Raw genomic sequence first — 20,435 nt, forward strand, 5'->3', positions numbered from 1 at the left:
GATGTTGATTTCGAGTAAGGTGATTGCTGAGTCAGGTATTAAATTTGGTACCAGTGGTGCTCGCGGGTTAGTTGAACAGTTTACCCCTAACGTTTGTGCTGCCTTTGTTTGTTCGTTTGTAACTGAAATGAGAAATGAATTTTCATTTAGAGATGTGGCTGTTGCCATAGATAACCGACCAAGTAGCCCCAAAATGGCTCAAGCTACAATTAGTGCAATTGAGTCAATGGGCTGTACTGCGATATATTATGGCGTGGTTCCTACTCCAGCTCTTGCTTATACCGCAATGCAACTAGATATACCTTGTATTATGATTACCGGTAGTCATATTCCCTTTGAACGCAATGGTATTAAGTTTTATCGGCCTAGTGGCGAAATTACCAAGGCGGATGAGCATGCCATTTTGAACTCTAATGTAGAGTTTTCTCTACCGACATTACTTCCGGCGTTAGTGGTGAATCAGAAAGCGGCTGAGTCCTACGTTGAACGCTATACTAGCCTCTTTGGTAAAAGTCTATTAGATGGGAAGCGAATCGGTATTTATGAACACTCTAGTGCAGGTCGAGATATATATAAATACCTCTTTGAATCCTTGGGGGCAGAAGTTGTTTCGTTGGGACGGACAAGCAAATTTATACCGATTGATACGGAAGCCGTGGCTGACTCTGATAAGGAGAAAGCTAAAGTTTGGTCGAAAAAATATAGTCTAGACTTTATATTTTCTACTGATGGCGATGGCGATAGGCCTCTGGTTGCTGACGAAAATGGAGAGTGGCTGCGTGGCGATATCTTAGGTTTGCTATGCTCCAAAGCTTTGGCAATTGAGGCGCTTGCGGTCCCAGTAAATTGTAATACTATTATCGCTGCATCTTCTGAGTTCCGTAGTGTATCCCTGACGAAGATTGGTTCGCCATATGTAATTGAAGAGTTGGAGTCTTTAGCTAAGCGATTCAAACCCATAGCTGGCTTCGAGGCTAATGGTGGTTACTTACTTGGCAGTGATGTTAAAGTTAGTGGTAACGTGTTGAAAGCTTTACCCACTCGAGACGCAGTGTTGCCTGCATTAATGCTGCTTTCATTCGCTAGACAAGAAGGTACAAGTATTCAGAAGCTTGTCGCAGGTTTGCCCAAGCGATTTACCCACAGCGCTCGTGTAACAAATTTTGCTACTGAAAAAAGTCAAGAAATACTAGTTCAAGCTGAGAAAAACCTCGATAAGCTACTTTCTCGCTTAGGGCTACAAAATGTAGATGTTGTTAAGGTAGATTATACTGATGGCTTGCGTTTGTACTTTTCAGGTACAACAATTGTTCATTTAAGACCGTCAGGCAATGCTCCGGAGCTTCGTTGTTATGTTGAAGCGAGTGATTTCGAAACAGCTAAATCACTAGTTGAAGGCACTCTTTTTACTGTTAGTCAATTTTGAACATCAAGAGTCAGAAAATATGTTCAAGTTTAAGAACCAAGTTAAAAACTATGCTTGGGGCAGCAAAACGTCCATCAGCGAGTTGTTTGGAATTGAAAATCATAATCATGAGCCACAAGCTGAAGTATGGATGGGAGCGAACCTTGGAGGTAGCTCTGTAATCGCCGAAATAGGACAAGCTCCTTCAAGTTTTATCGCCGAAAACATGGGGGAGGCGTTAGATGCTTACAAAACTAGTCGATTTGGTGATTCACCTTTCTTACTTAAAGTGCTAGTGGTTGGTTGTCCATTATCAATTCAAGTCAACCCTAACGTAAGTGTTCACCAAGCCCTATTGACATAAAAAACTGCGACCTCTAGCACTTGAACCCACTTTGGCTCTTGAGTGATCAATCTGGTGATTCATCATTGTCTCATGACTAAGAAGAAAACACCCAAATACCAAGAAGAAGCACCTGAAGTCTCTGATTTGAATGAGGCTAAGATGCTTATTGATGAACTATGGGAACAACTTCGACACTACGAAGACAAGCTCAGTACTAGCTCTAAGAATTCCTCACCCCCTCCTCGGATACCCCAAAAGATCGTTATGAGCGAAAAAAGATGAAGGCTCTGGTGGTCGCAATTCGAGAGGAGCTAGACAAGGTCACACAGGGCATCAACGAAAACTCTCACCGCTAAAAGCCACTGATGTGGTTATTGATTGTTTTGCAGAGGTTTGTCCGTGCTGTGCACAATCTGACATTGATGTTCAAGGTGGTCCTTACTACTGCCATCAAGTGTTTGATATTCCTATGCTGACTGTTGATATCACAGAATGTCGCTTATTCGCCAGTCAGTGTCGATATTGTAAGGAGACCGTGAAAGCGCAAAAAACCTTCCTCGTATACGTCAAATGTGCATGAACTTTATTAAGCTTGTGGACATGAAAGGTACGTTAAAACGGCGACAATTAAAATGCGCGTTAAATACCGAGTTTCGAGAGAGGGTTTTGTTTTGCACTTGAAGTATTTAACAAATTCGTAACTTATGCGGGAACCCTGAGCCTTTACTGACAGGGAAGGCATGATTTGTCTGTGGTCTTACTGCAAAATAGGGTTACGTTGGACAGTTAACGACATATCTAAGAGAAAATTAAAGATGAAGTATTTAGTAACAGGGGCTGCTGGCTTTATTGGTGCTGCAGTTTCCCACAGATTATGTGAGATGGGGCATACTGTCACTGGCATTGATAACCTGAACACATACTATGACGTAAACCTAAAACTTGAAAGATTACAAACTTTAAAAGTTCACCAGAACTTTGCTTTTCGTACACTAGACTTGTTTGAGAAAACAGCAGTTGCTTCACTATTTCAAGTTGAGCAGTTTGACAAAGTCATTCATCTTGGCGCGCAGGCTGGTGTTCGTTTTTCATTGGAAAATCCTCACACATACTCAGATGCCAACCTGGCAGGACACATTAATATACTTGAAGGGTGTCGTCACAATAACATTCAACATTTGGTTTATGCTTCGAGTAGTTCGGTTTACGGTATGAATAAAGATCAGCCTTTCAAGGAGTCTCATGCTGTAGATCATCCAGTCTCTTTGTATGCTGCAACCAAAAGAGCCAATGAGCTACTATCTCATACATACTCACACCTTTACGGTATTCCAACCACAGGGTTGCGATTTTTCACCGTTTATGGTCCATGGGGACGACCAGACATGGCACCATTTAAATTTACGAAAGCTATTGCAGAAGGTAAAGCGATAGATGTGTACAATCATGGTGATATGTACAGAGACTTCACGTATATCGATGATATAGTAGAGGGAATTATTCGCGTTCAAGATGTTGTTCCAACTAAAGATGAAGCGAAGCGCGACACACCTAATGCAAGCGATGCTCCTTACTCAATATACAATATTGGGAACGGTTCGCCAGTTCGATTGATGGATTTTATCAACGCTATCGAAGTAGCCTTGGGCGTTGAAGCGAAGAAGAATTTCATGCCAATGCAACCTGGCGACGTACCTTCAACATGGGCATCTACAGAAGCACTGTATAAAGCAACGGACTACAAGCCGAGTATTGATATAAATACTGGTGTAAGGAATTTTGTTGTTTGGTATAAAGATTATTACAAGGCTTAGAGAGTTATTATGAGAATTACTATTGCCGGAACAGGCTATGTTGGTCTATCAAATGCAATGTTGTTGGCACAGCATTGTGAAGTGGTCGCGTTAGATGTGATCGCAGAAAAAGTAGTGATGCTGAATAATAAAAAATCTCCTATTGTGGACACTGAGATTGAGGCATTTTTTGAGGAAAAAGAACTCAATTTCACAGCTACTTTAGACAAGGAGTCAGCTTACAAAAACTCAGACTATGTGATTATTGCTACACCAACGGATTACGACCCTGAGACTAATTATTTCAACACAAAATCGGTAGAAGCTGTAATCGCAGATGTACTTGAACTGAATCCAAGTGCAACAATGGTGATCAAATCGACTGTGCCTGTTGGCTTCACGCAGTCGGTTCGCGAAAAGTTTGCCACTGATAACATTATTTTCTCGCCAGAATTTTTACGCGAAGGCACTGCGTTGTTCGATAACCTACACCCTTCTCGTATCATCGTTGGAGAGCGTAGTGAGCGTGCTGAAGTTTTTGCAAATCTGTTGGTTGATGGCGCAGAAAAAGAGAACATCGACGTTTTATTTACCGATTCGACTGAAGCCGAAGCGATTAAACTCTTTTCAAATACTTATCTTGCTATGCGCGTTGCATATTTCAATGAACTCGATACGTATGCTGAGACGCATGGATTAGATAGTCGTCAAATTATAGAAGGTGTCGGTTTAGATCCTCGAATTGGTAGTCACTACAATAACCCATCATTCGGGTATGGTGGTTATTGTTTGCCAAAAGATACCAAGCAACTGCTAGCTAACTATTCTGATGTTCCAAACAATCTAATTCAAGCTATCGTTGCTGCGAACACAACACGTAAAGACTTTATTTCTGACAGCGTCATGAAGCGGAACCCCAAAACTGTGGGTATTTATCGCCTTATCATGAAATCGGGCTCCGACAACTTCCGTGCATCCAGCATCCAAGGCATCATGAAACGCTTGAAAGCCAAAGGTATTGAGGTTGTTGTTTACGAGCCAGTACTGCAAGAAAAAGAATTTTTCCATTCGGAAGTTTTGGCTGACTTGGAAGAATTCAAATTTCGCTCTGATGTGATTGTCTCAAATCGTATGTCTCAAGAGCTTTTAGATGTGGAAGACAAAGTCTACACGCGCGATTTGTTTAATGGCGATAAGTAATCCCCGATAGTCATATCTATTAGGAAAGGATCCTCGTGATCATTTTTTATTGAATAAATACAGAAAATTAAAAAGATGCAGTCTCAGGCTCGAGACGTATTTGAGACAGTTGTAGTGTCTTGGAAATTCCCCCTAATAGTCACTTTCAGCCTTTTAGGGCGCTACAGTTAGGCTCCTGTTTAAGATGAGGTCAACGCAAAGGGAGCGTGTGTTGCCTCTTGCTCTATGCTCCCCTGTTAGTTGGACAAATAATTATGATAAAACACTGTTTATTTCCTGCCGCTGGTTACGGCACTCGCTTTCTTCCTGCGACAAAATCAATGCCTAAAGAGATGATGCCGGTCGTTAACAAGCCGCTCATCGAGTATGGCGTTGAAGAAGCCATTCAGGCTGGGATGGATCATATGGCGATTGTCACCGGTCGTGGCAAGCATACGCTCATGGATCATTTTGACAAAAACTACGAGCTCGAGCACCAAATCAGTGGTTCGTCCAAAGAATCGCTCCTGACGGACATTCGCTCTTTGATTGACTCTGCGTCTTATACCTATATTCGACAGCGCGAAATGAAAGGCCTTGGGCATGCGATCCTCACAGGGAAAGAGCTTGTAGGTGACAACCCTTTTGCTGTCATATTGGCAGACGATCTTTGTGTTAACGAGGAGTCTGGCGTATTGTCGCAAATGGTCGAGCTTTACAATAAGTTTCGATGCTCTATCGTTGCCGTTGAAGAGGTGCCGGAATCGGAGACCCACAAATATGGGGTGATCGCCGGTGAGAAGCTCAAAGAGGATTTGTACCGCGTTGATAATATGGTTGAAAAACCGGAGGCTGGCACCGCGCCAAGCAACTTAGCTATCATTGGACGCTATATTCTAACGCCTGATATTTTTGAGCACATCGAAAATACGCAGCCGGGGAAAGGTGGTGAGATACAAATTACCGATGCGCTGTTAAAACAATCTCAGCAAGGCTGCGTAATGGCGTTTAAGTTTCAAGGCAAACGTTTTGATTGTGGCAGTGTTGAGGGCTATATGGATGCTACGAATTATTGCTATCAAAACTTATATCTAGACAATGATAAACAAGCGCCAGCTGAAGCAGACAATCGTAACCACAAAGATCTCATTCCTGCGTGATAGGTAACAAAGTTCGGCAGGCCGTTGCCTCGCACCCGTACTATAACAGCGGGTGCAAATTGGGCGTATTGGCCACATTTGGAGGGGTCCTCTATTTCTCTTTGATGCCTAACTATTCTGCTTCGATTGTGTCTTTTGATGGTGCTGATAAACTCAATCACGCTTTTGCTTACTTGGTGTCAGGCTTTGCGGTTTCACTGGTGGTACCCAGGCGATTCCTTGTTTTTTCATTGCTAGGATGTTGGTTTTTAAGCGGTGCTATTGAGCTTCTACAAATACTGCAACCAGGTCGGCAAGCATCATGGTACGATTGGTGGGCCAATGGGGCAGGACTCTTCTTGGCTTATTTCCTCGGCTATCTGCCGCGGCTTATCCATCGCTCAAAGTAGTAACGCATCGCTCTGTCTTGAGGCGATACGTTACTCAATTAATTAGCGCTTTTCCCATGGTATCGGCAAGAGAAAGTAGCACACATTGACCTATGTGATAACACCGCGCGGACGCTTTGTAGCTATATCAAATACACTCTTTTCTTGCTTAGGTGCTCGTAATGATATAGCTTGCTTGAGCGTCTGGAGTTCGTGTGTGCTCACTCAAGGCGAGAGACAAAGAACTGCAGTAAATAAGATGACGTCGCCAAATCTGATCTTTGTCTATTTTTCCTTCGGTATTTTACAAAGCACCGTAGTATTTGACTAGAGGAAGCTCTGGATGCGCAACGTGAAGAGCGATATCCTCAAAGGTCATATTGCGAGCCCCTGCAAGGGTACTCGCGTGCCGAGTGATTGTGTGCTTGAGAGCGGTATGAGTCTGCGCTTTGTACCAAAGGCGTTTTGCAGCGTTTTCGAAGTGAGTCTGGCCTTAAAGGAGGAAATATACAGGACACCCATATATTTGACGCTTCCCCAATTGGCTTACTTTATCTGTTTAAAGTTTTTCATCAGTAGTCTGAATGACGCAAGCGCGTTCAACTCAAATCTCCCTTCAAGACACGGCGCTCTATCACTATACTCGGTGAGTACGCCGTGCTTTTTTATGCGGCCAAGATGCCTATTTAAGTCAAAGTTTTGAGCACCGCCACATCTGGGTTGTCGAACGCATGCGTTGACTAAGCCAAGTGTATGAGATTGATGTATGCGCTTATGCCATTATGTCCAATAACTACCATTTGGTGCTGCATGTGAATACGTCTTTGGCTGAGTCTCGGAGCAACCAAGAGGTCGCGCAGCGTTGGACTACTTTATATAAAGCGCCTTTGCTGGTGAGCCGTTGGCTTGATGGTGAATTAAAGTCTAAAGCTGAAATCAACAAAACTATTGAGCTTATTAACGTGTGGCGTGAGCGGTTAACTAATATCTCTTGGTTTATGCGTAACCTTAATGAGTTCTTGGCTCGTGAAGCCAATAAAGAAGAAGTCTGAAAAGGCCGATTTTGGGAAGGGCGCTTTAAGTCTCAAGCCTTGTTGGATGAAAAGGTGCTACTTAGCTGTATGGCATACGTGGATTTAAACCCAGTGCGGTCTGACATGGCTCAATCACTCGAATTTTCAGGGTTTACTTCTATTTATGAGCGCATTCACTCAGTGGCAAGTCAGCAAGATAAAGGCAAGGGGGAGCTTGCCTCTTTACCAGCAAAAGACTTGGCTGGTTTTTTAGGTCATGTGCGAGAAGAACAGCCCTGCTTTGGCGTTGAGTTTACTTTATTGGATAGTGGAAGCATTAGGACAAGTCGTACAGTTAAACAAGCGAGTCAAATTAGGCTGCTTGAACGGTTAGATATGAATGCCGAAGAGTGGTTGAAGCTTTCAGAATGTTTTGGCAGCAAATTTCGCTGTGTGGTGGGCTCGACCAAAGAGCTTGCAAACTACGCGTTGTATACAACTTGCAAACTACGCGTTGCATACAAACAGAGCCTAGGTATCAGGAAAAACGTTAATGCAAATAAAAGTATGAGATTCTGTTGATGCTCCTTGTAGTTTCAAGGAGCATCGCTGTGTTGTAGTGTCCGCTTCGCTTCTTGAATTACAGCTCAGTTGCTTCGACCACTTGCTCCTTTCCCAATTTTGTTCTCACAAAGCGTGTAATTCTCCACGCATACGCCAAGCACAGTGCGTAGCCAATAAAACACGCAATAAAGCTATAGAACATAATCGGTTCTGGAATTTGTTTGATTTCACCGTATATGCCGAAACCTGTCAGCAATGAGGCCAGCGCACAGATAGCGACTAATGTTTGTCTTGAGCTTAAACCCAAGCGTTGGAATATATGATGAAGGTGTTCACGGTCTGGTTTGAATGGTGAGTCGCCTCGACGTACTCGGCGAATCATTATAGCGGCCATGTCCATCAGTGGCAGTGCGATTAACCAAAGTGCGGTGACTGGGCGCATTAGAGGTTCGTTTGAGTCTTGACTCGCACTCAGTAACAACCAAATGACGGTAAATCCAATCATCATGCTGCCAGCATCACCCATAAATACTTTACGCTGGCGGCCTAGCAATCCTAGATTCATCGCGATGTAGGGAATCGCCGCAGTTACAAACACAATACAAAGCAGCGTTAATGCTGAGTGACCTTCACTATAGAGTAGCCAACCTAACGCGCCAAAGGTTACGATTGAAAGCCCGCCTAATAGTCCATCTATCCCATCAACCATGTTAAAAGCGTTAATTGCACCAATCACGGCTAAAATGGTTATCAGTACCGCCAAGCCTCCTAAATCAACATGACCTAATCCAAACATATTGCCAAGTGTACTTAATTCCAAATCTGCAAAATACATCATTGCCAGCGACAGCAGTGCTTGAACAATCATTCGGCTTTTGAAGCTGATATCATATTTGTCGTCAAGTGCACCTAATAAGGTCAGCAGAGAAATAGAAGCAAGGAACAGTCCCGTGTCTTTTAAGTTGTGCTCAAAAATACTCAGGGTAAGAACCACGGTAATGCAGATAGAGATACCGCCGACTAAAGGCACGGCTCCGGAGTGCAACTTGCGAGCATTAGGTTTATCGACTAAACCAATGTGTTTTGCGATGCGGCGGTTCACAAACAGAGTACAAAAAGACACGGTGAACACGAAGGCCAATAAATACAACATGAAAAGCCACTGACGTATTAGGTTAAAAGATACATTTTTATTTAGTTATTGTGCCTAATTCTACAGGAAAACTGTCTGTCTAGAAAGCCAACAAAAGCTGATGCATCTCGCTTTTTTGTGTAATTGGTTTCACATTAATATTTGGCAGTTAATGACTTTAAGAACTCGATGCTGCTTAGCTCAGTATTCGTTATTGAATAGGCTCGAATGTCTTTTTGCCACGTTGTTCTTTTCTAAGCAAACGTATGTAGGCGGTAATACGCCAGATTTTACTTAGTAATACATAGTAAAGACCAAAGCATACAAGAAACAGATAGAACATGGTGGGCTCTGAGATGTTTTTAACCTCCCCGTATACGCCAAAAAGCGCATATCCAGTAGCAATAGAACATATAATCAGAAGTGTTTGCTTACGATTAAATCCGATGCGCTGGAAAATATGATGTAAGTGCTCTCGGTCTGGAGTCATGGGAGAGACACCACGTTTGATACGTCTAGCCATGATTGCAACCATGTCCATCAACGGGACGGCAATCAGCCAAAGGACAGTGACAGGCCGAACGGTTTCGTAGGCTGTCCATTGATACCAAAACATAGGGTCATTGGCACTAAGGCTTGGTTGACTAATAGTAAACAGTAACCAAATCACCACAAACCCAATGACCATACTGCCCGCATCTCCCATAAAGACTTTACGAGTATGGCCAAGCCATCCAAGGTTCATGGCAATATAGGGAAGCAAGGCGGCAATAATGACGGTGCAGAACAGCGCGTGTTGAGGGTCATTATAGAAGGTAAACAGCGCACCCAAACTTGCAAAGGTGATACAGGCTAAGCAGCCTAACAAGCCATCTATCCCGTCGACCATATTAAAGGCATTGATAGCACCAATTACTGCAATGACGGTCATTGGCAATGCGAGCCACTCTAACTCGGTATAACCCAAACCAAATGCATTACCAAAGCTTATTAGCTTAATGTCTGTGGCAAGCGCCACAAATGTCGTCAGCCCCGCTTGTACTGTTAATCTGAGCTTGCAAGAGAGATCGTATTTATCGTCGATCACGCCCATCACTAACAGAATAAACATAGAGCACGTTAACACGCTCACATAAGGCATTTCATTTGAAGATAAGACAAGGTAGCCCAATATAGCAAGGGTAACTGCAAGTCCCCCAACGAGAGGGATCTGCCCTGTGTGACGTTTGCGCTGGTTTGGCGCATCGACTAAACCTACTTGGTTTGCCATCTTGGTAAAAACGAAGAGAAAAAATAGCGCTGCCGCACTGACACTAAAAAGTTCCAAAGCCATACTGCCAACATCCATTGTTGTTTCTTTATGATTCTGCACAATTGCGTTGTTTTTTTATGACGTTGCTAACGGGTTTGAGACGCAATTGGAATTTGAATGGTAGAAAAACTCTAGGATCTAGGCTGCGTTCTCGCAAGTCATTGGCAGAGGCTATGCGGCTTTTGGGACTGTTTTTAGACAGTATTCAGGAAGAGGTTTAAACAAAATCATGGACTTATAGATTACCTACCATTTACATGGGTTTTTGCAATATTGTGATCTTGATCTCGAAAGATTTCGCGGCAAATTAACCTAACAGGTGTTTAGCTTTATCTGCGAGTCAGTTCCAATATTTAACCCTCTCACTTTTCATGTTGCTTTGACTCCTCCAATGTAATGTTTCCAATAGCGAAACAAGGGTGAAAAATGCATCTAACTGATGATGTCTACGTTATCCATCATGGTGGGAAAAATACGGTAACAGGCTCTTGTCATGAGTTGAAAATTGGCAATCACTCGCTGTTAATTGATTGTGGGATGTTTCAAGGAAGAGATGTTCGTGATAATACACTGGATATTAACTTTAGCCTAAGAGCTGTTCGTGCGTTAGTGCTCACTCATTCCCATATTGACCACATTGGCCGTTTACCTTGGTTGTTTGCTGCTGGTTTTTGTGGTCCGGTCTATTGCACACAAGCGACGGCACATTTAATACCGTTGATGTTGGAAGATGGCCTAAAACTGCAGTTTGGGATGAGTCAGATACAACGCACTCGTCTATTGACTTTGATAAAGAGACATACAAAACCGGTAAGATATGATGAATGGGTGCCGATTAAGTCTGTCGATAAACGTTATTTCTCTTATATTCGATTTCAACCAGCAGGGCATATTTTAGGCAGTGCCTATGTTGAGGTGAAATTGCCAAATTCGGAGGTTGTTGTATTTTCAGGGGATTTAGGCCCTGACAATACGCCATTGCTACCCGACCCAAAGCCCCCTAAACGAGCTGACTATCTGTTTTTGGAATCCACCTATGGTGATAACAATCATGAAGACGTTAAAACCCGCTCTCGGCGACTGCTAGAGATTATTCAGCGTAGCGTCAGTGATGGTGGCGTCATTCTGATTCCTTCATTTAGCGTTGGACGCACCCAAGAGTTACTGTTTGATATAGAAATGCTGCTATCGCAACACCAGCTTAGTGAGCGCTTACCGATTATTATTGACTCTCCACTCGCAGCTAAGGTGACGAACACTTATCGGCGGTATCGCAAGCTTTGGAGTAAAGAGGCACAAGAAAAGGTTCTGCTTGGACGGCGTCCGTTAAGCTTCGATCAATGTATCGTGGTTGAGTCACACCATGAACATACAAAGATTGTTAATCGGCTTCGTGTTACCGGAGAGCCAGCGATAGTGATTGCTGCCTCTGGTATGTGTCAGGGTGGGCGTATTGTGAACTACCTGCACGCACTGCTGTCTGACAAGCGAACGGACGTGGTGTTTTGTGGCTATCAGGCGGCTGGTACTTTAGGGCGTGATATTCAGGCGGGGCGCCCATTTGTCATCATTGACGAACAGCGCGTTAAAGTGAACGCTAAAGTACACTCAATGTCGGGGTATTCAGCGCATGCCGATCAACAAGACCTCCTTGCATTTGTAGCTGGGTGTTCAAGCCGACTTAAACAAGTTCACCTTATCCACGGTGAAACTTCTGGAAAGATGGAACTCATGGATAGGTTACGCCAAAATGCCCCATTGGTTTCTGTTATCTATTGACCCCTAAACCTATACTTGCTTGTAAACATTAATATTCGCGCGCTGTCACTAAGTCAGGTACAATTCAGTCAATTTTTATGGAGGCTAAATCTCCTCCAAGTTGTCGTTAGTTTTTGCTTTTGAGGGTATGACTCAAGGGCGGTAGCGTGCCAAATTTTAGGAAAGCATATGAAAATATTAGTGACAGGCGGTGCAGGTTTTATTGGCAGCGCAGTAATTCGTCATATCTTAAATGACACATCTGACAGCGTTGTTAATGTGGATATGCTGACCTATGCGGGTAACTTAGAATCGTTACCGGAGGCAGAAAAATCAGAAAGTTATGCGTTTGAACAAGTTGATATCTGTGATTTTGGTGCGTTAGAAGCCGTGTTTCAAAAACACCAGCCAGATGCGGTCATGCACTTGGCTGCTGAGTCACACGTGGATCGCTCGATTGATGGACCAGCGACGTTTATTCAAACCAATCTAGTTGGCACCTTTAACATGCTTGAGGTTGCACGCCAGTACTGGAAATCACTTGATGAGGCTAAGCAATCGGCATTTCGCTTCCACCATATTTCAACTGATGAGGTGTATGGTGATTTAGAGGGAACAGACGATCTGTTTACTGAAGAAACCTCGTACGAGCCAAGTAGCCCATACTCAGCAAGTAAAGCGGGTTCAGACCATCTTGTTCGTGCTTGGGGGCGTACTTATGGCTTCCCTGTCTTGGTGACTAACTGCTCTAACAATTACGGTCCATATCATTTCCCTGAAAAGCTGATCCCTTTGATGATCCTAAATGCGTTAGAAGGAAAGCCATTACCTGTTTATGGCGATGGCTTGCAGATCCGCGATTGGCTGTTTGTGGAAGATCACGCGCGTGCACTTTACAAAGTAGTCACCGAAGGCAAAGTGGGTGAGACTTACAATATTGGGGGTCATAACGAAAAGGCCAATATTGAGGTGGTAAAAACGATTTGTACTTTACTTGAAGAGTTGGTGCCGAATAAGCCACAGGGTGTGAATCAATATCAAGATCTGATCACTTACGTGACAGACCGTCCAGGACATGATGTCCGTTACGCTATTGACGCATCAAAAATTGAGCGCGAGTTGGGCTGGACGCCAGAAGAAACCTTTGAGTCTGGCATCCGTAAAACCGTAGAGTGGTACTTGAACAATCGGGAGTGGTGGATGCGAGTTCTCGATGGTTCCTACTCTCGTGAACGTTTAGGCACCCAATAAATGGTATCAATCGAAATACTGTCTTTTGACTTAAATCTCTAGGTCAAGGAATCGTCAATCAAGGACCTATTCTCTATGAAAGGTATTGTTCTCGCTGGTGGGTCTGGTACCCGCCTTTATCCGCTGACTCGCGGGACCTCGAAACAGCTTTTGCCTATTTACGACAAGCCAATGGTTTATTACCCGTTATCAACATTAATGTTGGCGGGAATTCGTGACATCCTAATCATCACTACACCAGAAGATCAGGTGGGCTTTCAGCGCCTACTAGGCGATGGTTCCGACTTTGGGATTAATCTAGAGTACAAAGTACAGCCTAGCCCAGATGGCTTGGCCCAGGCCTTCATTATCGGTGAAGAGTTTATTGGTGATGATTCGGTATGTTTGGTACTTGGCGACAATATCTATTACGGTCAATCGTTTAGTCAGCAGCTTAAGCGTGCTAGAGAGCTCACTTCACAAGGGCGAGCGACGGTGTTTGGTTACCAAGTGAAAGATCCTGAGCGTTTTGGTGTGGTGGAATTTGACAGCGAAATGAAGGCGGTTTCAATTGAAGAGAAGCCTCAGCATCCTAAGTCAGACTATGCTGTCACCGGCCTGTATTTCTATGACAATCGCGTTGTCGATTGGGCTAAGCAGGTGAAGCCGTCTGAACGCGGTGAACTGGAAATTACCACCCTCAACCAGATGTATCTTGAAGATGGCTCGTTGAATGTTGAATTGCTTGGGCGTGGCTTCGCCTGGTTGGACACGGGTACTCATGAGAGTTTGCATGAAGCATCGTCGTTTGTTCAAACGATTGAAAATGTTCAAGGGTTGAAAGTCGCTTGTCTTGAAGAGATTGCTTGGCGCAATCAATGGCTAACCGATGAGGCTCTGCTTGAGATCGCTAAACCGATGATGAAAAACGAGTACGGACAGTATTTAATCCGCCTTGTGAATGACAACGACAAAAGGTCAAATAAGTGAAGAGAGTCTTGATTACGGGAAGTTATGGGCAGGTCGGCCATTGTTTGAGCAATGTCTTGTCTGTGCGTGACGATATTGATGTTATTGCTTACGATCGCGAAGTCTTGGATATCATCAGCGAGGCTCAAGTGGCCTCTGTGCTGGCCGAGTTAACTCCTGATGTTATCATTAACTGTGCGGCGCACACTGCGGTAGATAAAGCCGAAACCGATGTCGAGATGAGCTATGCCATTAACTGTGATGGTCCGCGCCACTTAGCCCAAGCAGCGGAATCGCTAGGCGCTGTGATGCTGCATATTTCTACTGATTATGTGTTTGACGGTGAGAAGGATGAGCCTTATTTAGAAACCGACACACCGAACCCAAAAGGGGTCTATGGGCAGAGTAAGCTCGCAGGTGAACAGGCAGTCGCAGCGCACTGCACCCGCTATGCGATTTTGCGTACCGCGTGGGTATTTGGCGAGCACGGCAATAACTTTGTAAAAACTATGCTTCGTTTAGGTCAAGACCGACCTGAACTGGGTATTATTGGTGACCAATTTGGCGGCCCTACTTATGCGGGGGATATTGCTAATGCGTTGGTGGCGATGATGGATGGCTTTAATGGTTCTGAGCAATCTGGGGTATATCATTTCTCAGGAGCGCCACATGTAAGCTGGTATCAGTTTGCAAAAGCGATCTTTGAATCAGCAGATAAGCATGGCGTGCTACCGCAAACACCTCAGGTAAATGAAATCACCGCAGCTCAATACCCGTTACCAGCACCAAGACCCGCTAACTCTCGCTTGAACTGCGATAAGATCCAGCAAGTATTTGCGGTTGCGCCAAGTGACTGGCAAAGCGCGCTAGACAACATTGGACAGTATTGCTAGGTAACCGAGCATGAAAGTAATAGAAACAAGTATCCCAGATGTAAAGATTATTGAGCCTCAAGTTTTTGGTGATGAGCGCGGATTCTTTATGGAAACTTGGCAACAGAAAAAATTCGAAGAGCTCGTCACTGGCAAGCCAACATCGTTTGTTCAAGATAACCACTCTAAGTCGAGCAAGGGTATTTTGCGCGGACTGCATTATCAAACCGAAAACACTCAAGGCAAGTTAGTACGAGTAGTGTCCGGTGAGGTGTTTGACGTTGCTGTGGATGTACGTAAAAACTCCCCGACATTTGGTCAGTGGGTAGGCGTATACTTATCGGCAGAGAACAAACGTCAGCTGTGGGTACCAGAAGGCTTTGCGCATGGGTTTTATGTGACCAGTGATGAGGCTGAGTTTGTGTATAAATGTACTGACTTCTATAACCCATCAGCGGAACATTCGATTATTTGGAATGATTCAGATATCGGAATTGAGTGGCCCATCTCTACGCCGCCTAAGTTATCAGAGAAAGATGCGAGTGCCTTGGGTCTCAAAGAGATGCATGATCGTTTGCTTTAGCTAACTTCGGTTCAGTTTAGAATTATATTTTGCAGAGTTATTTATGAAATATCTTGTTACAGGCGCGGCAGGTTTTATCGGTAGTCGCGTGGCAAAAAAACTTTGCGCGCATGGACATCAGGTCGTAGGCGTAGACAACATCAATGATTACTATGATATTAACTTGAAATTGGATAGGTTGAAGGATATCAATTCCTCTCATTTTGAATTCAATAAGGTAGATATCAGCAATAAAAATGATCTGGTGGAAGTATTTAAGAAGTCTCAACCAGACATTGTTATTCATTTAGCGGCGCAAGCTGGCGTTAGGTATTCGTTAGAAAATCCAGATGCTTACGGTGAGAGTAATCTAATCGGTCACTTGAATATACTTGAGTGTTGTCGCCATCACGGTGTTAAACATTTAGTTTATGCATCCTCTTCATCGGTCTACGGTCTAAACTCCCAAGTTCCGTTCTCAACTAATGATAATGTTGATCACCCTATCTCTTTGTATGCAGCGACTAAGAAAGCAAATGAATTGATGGCACATAGTTATTCGCACTTGTATAAAATCCCTACGACAGGTCTACGATTTTTTACTGTTTATGGTAGTTGGGGACGTCCGGATATGGCGCCGCTGATATTTACTCGCAAGATTAGCGCTGGTGAGACGATTGACGTCAATAATAACGGTGAGATGTGGCGTGACTTTACTCATATCGATGATGTTGTAGAAGGCGTCATCAGAGCGTCTGCATTGATACCCCAAGAGAATCCGGCCTGGAAAGCCAGTGTTGACGGTTGCTCTGAGAGTTCGGCACCGTACCGCGTCTATAACATAGGGCATGGAAACCCCATTAACTTGATGGACTTTATCTCTGCAATAGAGAGTGAGCTGGGCAAGAGCGCCAAAATGAATTTTAGAGACATGCAACCAGGTGATGTTCTTAGAACCTACGCAGATTCTCAGCCACTTTTCCTTGCAACAGGCTTCAAGCCACAGGTCTCACTTGAAGAAGGTGTGAGGGAGCTTGTCACCTGGTATAAGCAGTACTTTTAATTCATCAGTCTCGGTAAAAGCAAATGAGTATGGCTAGACAATTTGTCGCTGGAGCGCTGTTCCGCAAGGTTGGGAAGACGGGAGCTTGTTACAAGAAACTTAAACAAGAGTCTTTATTATCAAGCGCTGACATATACAACGAGAAGCTAACCGCATTACTGCAGTACAGCTTTTCGAAGGTTCCTTATTACCAGAAAGTGATGAGAGAGTGTGGAATTGATGGTATCGACCAGATTAATGCCGAGTCAATTAAAAAGTTACCTCTTCTGACGAAGGACATTATTCGAGCAAATCACGCAACACTGAGTAGCTCTGAGCTAGAGACTATTAAACATAATAGTAATACTTCTGGTGGCTCCACTGGTCATCCGGTTACCTTCCTGCAAGATGATGAATTTAACGTGAGCACCCGAGCGGTAAAGATCATCATGGATGACAGCGTAGGCTACTCAGTAGGTGAAAAGAAACTCCTACTTTGGGGCTCAGAGAGGGATTTGTTTCACGGTAAGGAGCCATGGAACGTTAGGCTTATGAAATCTATCAAGAATGAGTACTGGTTTAACTCTTTTATGATGGATAATAAGAAATACATCGAATGCATCGATTGGATTAGAAGTAATTCTCCGCGGATGATCCTAGCCTATGTGGAGTCCATCTACGAACTCAGCCGAGTCGTAAATAAAGCCAAACAGAAACTAGATAATGTTTCAGTCATCATGACAACTGCTGGAACGCTGACAGATGGCGTTTTAAAAGAGATCACGGACGCGTTTCCAAATGCAACGATTGTTAATCGTTACGGCTCTCGAGAGGTGGGTGATATCGCTTGCTTTGAGCCGAGTATTGGAAAAATGGTTGTGTCTCACATGACCCAATTTGTGGAAGTGTTGGATGAACACGGCAATCACGTCGGTGTCGGTGAGACGGGAGAGGTGGTCGTTACTAACTTAGTGAATCGCGTTATGCCGTTAATTCGATATCGTATTGGTGATATGGCTAAATACGGTGGAGTTATCGATGGGAAGGTTGTTCTAGATACTGTTGTGGGAAGAACCTCAGATATTTTTGTGAATGAAAAAAAGCAGAAGATTCACGGGGAATATTTTACTCACTTATTTTACGACCTGAAGTGGGTAAACAAATTTCAAGTTGTTCAAGAGTCTGTTAACCATATCAATATTAAAATTGTGAGTGAGTCAGAAAACCCGATCGAATCTGATATTGATAGCATTAAAGAAAAAGTAAGACTAGTAATGGGGAAACAGACCAATATATCTTTTGATTTTGTCGAAGAAATCTCTCCTACGGCTTCGGGAAAATATCGCTATACCATTTCAAAAGTGACGTAAAATGAAGACTATATATTTTAATATCCGACCGGCATCAAGGGATAGGATGTGGGATACGATTAAGGCTGCGAATAACCTGTTCGACACATCCACTCCCAATGGGGTGATCCAGTCTAAAAGTGTTAGAAAGTTCAAGCCATCGTCATTTAGCATTAATGCGTTTGCCAAGAAGCAGCTCTCCAAACTGCTTGTTAATAATCAGAACTACGATCAAAACTCAGCAAATGGTGCTGAGTTTTACTACTTTTGGGGCGCATTCCCAAAGCAGAAAACCACAACACCGTATGTAGTAGAGTTAGACAACCCTTATAGCCTTTGTTATTACGAAAAGAGCAATTTTGAAAGGAATAAATCCAAAATAGCGAGCAAGATTCAATCTTGTAAGGCTGTCACATTTATGTCCGAGACGTGCCGTAATCATAGTTTCGAACTTTATGGGAAAGAGAACTTTCCAAATAGTCATGTTGTTTATCCTTTTGTCGAAGACAACCTGTCTAAACACCAGCCTCAATCAGAAGTGACCAACCTACTGTTCGTCGGAATAGATTTTAGGAGGAAAGGAGGGCCTGAACTCTTAGAGGCATTTTTCAATACCAAAGATACTCGATTGCGTCTGACGGTGGTCTCAGACATCTCTGAGACGATGAAAGCGCCTTATGCTTCGGACTCTCGCATCACCTTTTTGCCTCTAACTGACCGTGACACGCTCCTCAGTACAGTATTCCCCACAATGGATGTGATGGTTCTGCCTTCTTTTCATGAATCCTTTGGTATGGTACTGCTCGAGGCTATGTCTTTCGGAATGGCATTGATTGCTGTAGACGCCTATGCAACCAAAGAGATAGTGGTCGACAACTATAATGGCTTTTTGCTCTCACACCCTATCATTCGCCCAGAGCTTCACGCAGGCGAAGAAGTAGTTAATTGTGTTGAACTAACAATCAATGAATTCTCTGAAAGATACTTGGAGAATAATGAGTTTTACTATGGATTGTATAGTGATCTTCGAAGCTGCTTTGAAAAAATCGCGGATGAAAAAGAAAGCTTTAAATCAAATAGTGCAAAGCTCTTCAATGACAAGTTTTCTCCGAGCTGTTGGGAAAATAGATTTAAAGTAGTCTTTGAATGATCAAAAAGTCAGAACATTTTAAATACCTATTGTTCAGTTACTTTGTTACTTTTAGTAATATAGTAACAGGTCTAGTTTTAATTCCTTTGATAATGCGACATGAAGGTGTAGAAGCACTAGGTATTTTTGGTCTTTTATTTAGCACGAAGGCTGTCGTCGACATAGGGCTAGGTTGGCTGAGCTCAAGCATGACCCGCAGCTTGCTTAAAACTAAGTTTAACTTCAATAACATATCAACAATATCATTTATCGTAAATGGTATATATGGCTGCCTTGCATCATTGCTGGTAATGGCATATGGATGGCATTTTAAGAATGAATATTTCGATACGTATATAGCATTTTCCATATACATATTAGTTAGCTTCATTACGATTCCATGTTATGAGATTTTAAATGCAAAGCTGATGCAGTATAAAGTCGCATTTTTTAGATTTTTGCAACAATTTCTCTTTATGTTGTTGAGCATCGGCGTCTATTTCTACACTCATGAGCTTAAATGGGTGTTCATATCGCTTTTGCTATCTTCATTTATAACATTTCTGTTTGCTTCAATGAAGCTTTATAGTGATAGATTGTATGAGGTATCTTTTACTAAGCACTATAGAAAAATCTTATCACGTGTTTTCTTGAAACAAGGTCGAAAATACCTTGTGAATGGTGTGTCAACAATATTATTACTTCAGATAGATGTTCTAGTTCTGGAGTATTACTTTGGTTCGGAAGTGGTGGGCGCATACCTAGTATTATGGCGCATCCCAAATACAATTATTATGCTTGGTTGGAGAATCAGTGAACCTTTACAGCATAGCTTTGGTAAGGCTTATTCAAGCAACGAAAAATTATCTGAATTAAGTTTTAATAAGTATGAGCGTATAGTGTTGCTTTGTGCTTTGCTAGGTGGTGCTGGGTATGCACTTACGGGAGGCTTAGTATTAGACTTGTGGTTAGGTGAAGGACAGTATGAAGTGTATGATAACATGTTCTTAGTTTCCTCTCTGGTTATCGCTATGTCTATCATTCAACGATTTTATAGTAATGCTTGTTACTATACCCAAGGATTGTCAAGAATTACCCTTCTTCAATTTATAGAGTTGTTTTTTAAGGTAGCTTTTATTAGTTTACTCTTTTCTCAATTTTCCGTAATGAGCTCTATCTATGGTTGGGGATTGGCGATGCTGTTTACTCTTCCATTTTATAGAATAAACGCAAGAAAAGTAATTGGTTAAAT

Annotated in this window: 18 protein-coding genes and 1 pseudogene; 17 read left to right on the forward strand and 2 right to left on the reverse strand. The window is 43.0% G+C overall.

Annotation, left to right across the window (positions count from 1 at the left end):
- The first annotated feature begins 1 nt into the window (after position 1).
- The 8 genes and pseudogenes from VME0621_RS21375 to VME0621_RS26355 all read left to right on the forward strand — a co-directional run bounded on the left by VME0621_RS21375 (position 2) and on the right by VME0621_RS26355 (position 7,846).
- Positions 2–1,426, forward strand: a complete 1,425-nt coding sequence (locus VME0621_RS21375) for a phosphomannomutase (protein WP_062462472.1) — start codon at positions 2–4, stop codon at positions 1,424–1,426.
- A 19-nt stretch (positions 1,427–1,445) separates the two neighbouring features.
- Positions 1,446–1,769 carry a type I phosphomannose isomerase catalytic subunit gene (locus VME0621_RS21380; protein ID WP_062462476.1) on the forward strand — a complete coding sequence of 108 codons (324 nt, stop codon included), beginning with the start codon at positions 1,446–1,448 and terminating at the stop codon, positions 1,767–1,769.
- Between the two features lie 72 nt (positions 1,770–1,841).
- A pseudogene (locus VME0621_RS26945) lies at positions 1,842–2,301 on the forward strand (DUF6444 domain-containing protein); the annotation flags it as partial.
- Positions 2,302–2,566: 265 nt separating this feature from the next.
- Positions 2,567–3,565, forward strand: a complete 999-nt coding sequence (locus VME0621_RS21390) for an NAD-dependent epimerase (protein ID WP_062462478.1) — start codon at positions 2,567–2,569, stop codon at positions 3,563–3,565.
- A 9-nt stretch (positions 3,566–3,574) separates the two neighbouring features.
- Entirely contained in the window at positions 3,575–4,744 is a 1,170-nt protein-coding gene (locus tag VME0621_RS21395; protein ID WP_062462481.1) for a nucleotide sugar dehydrogenase, read from the forward strand.
- A 254-nt stretch (positions 4,745–4,998) separates the two neighbouring features.
- On the forward strand, positions 4,999–5,883 hold the full coding sequence (gene galU, locus VME0621_RS21400) for a UTP--glucose-1-phosphate uridylyltransferase GalU (protein WP_062462484.1): 885 nt from the start codon (positions 4,999–5,001) through the stop codon (positions 5,881–5,883).
- Between the two features lie 1,150 nt (positions 5,884–7,033).
- Positions 7,034–7,303 carry a hypothetical protein gene (locus tag VME0621_RS26850; protein ID WP_062462490.1) on the forward strand — a complete coding sequence of 90 codons (270 nt, stop codon included), beginning with the start codon at positions 7,034–7,036 and terminating at the stop codon, positions 7,301–7,303.
- Positions 7,304–7,372: 69 nt separating this feature from the next.
- Positions 7,373–7,846 carry a hypothetical protein gene (locus VME0621_RS26355; protein WP_062462493.1) on the forward strand — a complete coding sequence of 158 codons (474 nt, stop codon included), beginning with the start codon at positions 7,373–7,375 and terminating at the stop codon, positions 7,844–7,846.
- Between the two features lie 58 nt (positions 7,847–7,904).
- On the opposite strand, the gene wecA (VME0621_RS21415) is transcribed toward VME0621_RS26355, so the two are convergent.
- Together wecA (VME0621_RS21415) and wecA (VME0621_RS21420) are read right to left on the reverse strand one after the other, a co-directional pair.
- Entirely contained in the window at positions 7,905–8,981 is a 1,077-nt protein-coding gene (gene wecA, locus VME0621_RS21415; RefSeq protein ID WP_062462496.1) for a UDP-N-acetylglucosamine--undecaprenyl-phosphate N-acetylglucosaminephosphotransferase, read from the reverse strand.
- A 190-nt stretch (positions 8,982–9,171) separates the two neighbouring features.
- Entirely contained in the window at positions 9,172–10,293 is a 1,122-nt protein-coding gene (gene wecA / locus VME0621_RS21420) for a UDP-N-acetylglucosamine--undecaprenyl-phosphate N-acetylglucosaminephosphotransferase (protein WP_062462572.1), read from the reverse strand.
- A 405-nt stretch (positions 10,294–10,698) separates the two neighbouring features.
- On the opposite strand from wecA (VME0621_RS21420), the gene VME0621_RS21425 reads away from it, so the two are divergent.
- The 9 genes from VME0621_RS21425 (at position 10,699) to VME0621_RS21465 (ending at position 20,433) form a co-directional block, all read left to right on the forward strand.
- Positions 10,699–12,051, forward strand: a complete 1,353-nt coding sequence (locus VME0621_RS21425; RefSeq protein ID WP_062462499.1) for an MBL fold metallo-hydrolase — start codon at positions 10,699–10,701, stop codon at positions 12,049–12,051.
- 168 nt (positions 12,052–12,219) lie between these two features.
- Positions 12,220–13,281: a dTDP-glucose 4,6-dehydratase gene (rfbB, locus tag VME0621_RS21430; RefSeq protein WP_062462502.1), complete on the forward strand. Its 1,062-nt coding sequence runs from the start codon at positions 12,220–12,222 to the stop codon at positions 13,279–13,281.
- 75 nt (positions 13,282–13,356) lie between these two features.
- Positions 13,357–14,250, forward strand: a complete 894-nt coding sequence (gene rfbA / locus VME0621_RS21435; protein WP_062462505.1) for a glucose-1-phosphate thymidylyltransferase RfbA — start codon at positions 13,357–13,359, stop codon at positions 14,248–14,250.
- A complete protein-coding gene (rfbD, locus tag VME0621_RS21440; RefSeq protein ID WP_062462508.1) occupies positions 14,247–15,122 on the forward strand; it encodes a dTDP-4-dehydrorhamnose reductase in 876 nt (291 codons plus the stop codon). The genes rfbA and rfbD overlap by 4 nt, the downstream gene beginning before the upstream one ends.
- A 10-nt stretch (positions 15,123–15,132) precedes the next feature.
- Complete coding sequence (gene rfbC, locus VME0621_RS21445; protein WP_062462511.1) at positions 15,133–15,684, forward strand: dTDP-4-dehydrorhamnose 3,5-epimerase; 552 nt, start codon at positions 15,133–15,135, stop codon at positions 15,682–15,684.
- Between the two features lie 43 nt (positions 15,685–15,727).
- Positions 15,728–16,726, forward strand: coding sequence for an NAD-dependent epimerase (locus tag VME0621_RS21450; protein ID WP_062462514.1), 999 nt, complete (start codon positions 15,728–15,730; stop codon positions 16,724–16,726).
- A 29-nt stretch (positions 16,727–16,755) separates the two neighbouring features.
- Positions 16,756–18,075 (forward strand): phenylacetate--CoA ligase family protein, encoded by a 1,320-nt coding sequence (locus VME0621_RS21455; RefSeq protein WP_062462517.1) that lies wholly within the window; start codon positions 16,756–16,758, stop codon positions 18,073–18,075.
- Between the two features lie 46 nt (positions 18,076–18,121).
- Positions 18,122–19,204, forward strand: coding sequence for a glycosyltransferase family 4 protein (locus tag VME0621_RS21460; RefSeq protein WP_157769585.1), 1,083 nt, complete (start codon positions 18,122–18,124; stop codon positions 19,202–19,204).
- Positions 19,201–20,433 (forward strand): lipopolysaccharide biosynthesis protein, encoded by a 1,233-nt coding sequence (locus tag VME0621_RS21465; RefSeq protein WP_062462523.1) that lies wholly within the window; start codon positions 19,201–19,203, stop codon positions 20,431–20,433. Before VME0621_RS21460 ends, VME0621_RS21465 begins: the two co-directional genes overlap by 4 nt.
- The last annotated feature ends 2 nt before the right edge of the window (positions 20,434–20,435 follow it).

This window comes from Vibrio mediterranei (assembly GCF_900088415.1).
GTDB classification, from domain to species: Bacteria; Pseudomonadota; Gammaproteobacteria; order Enterobacterales; family Vibrionaceae; genus Vibrio; species Vibrio mediterranei.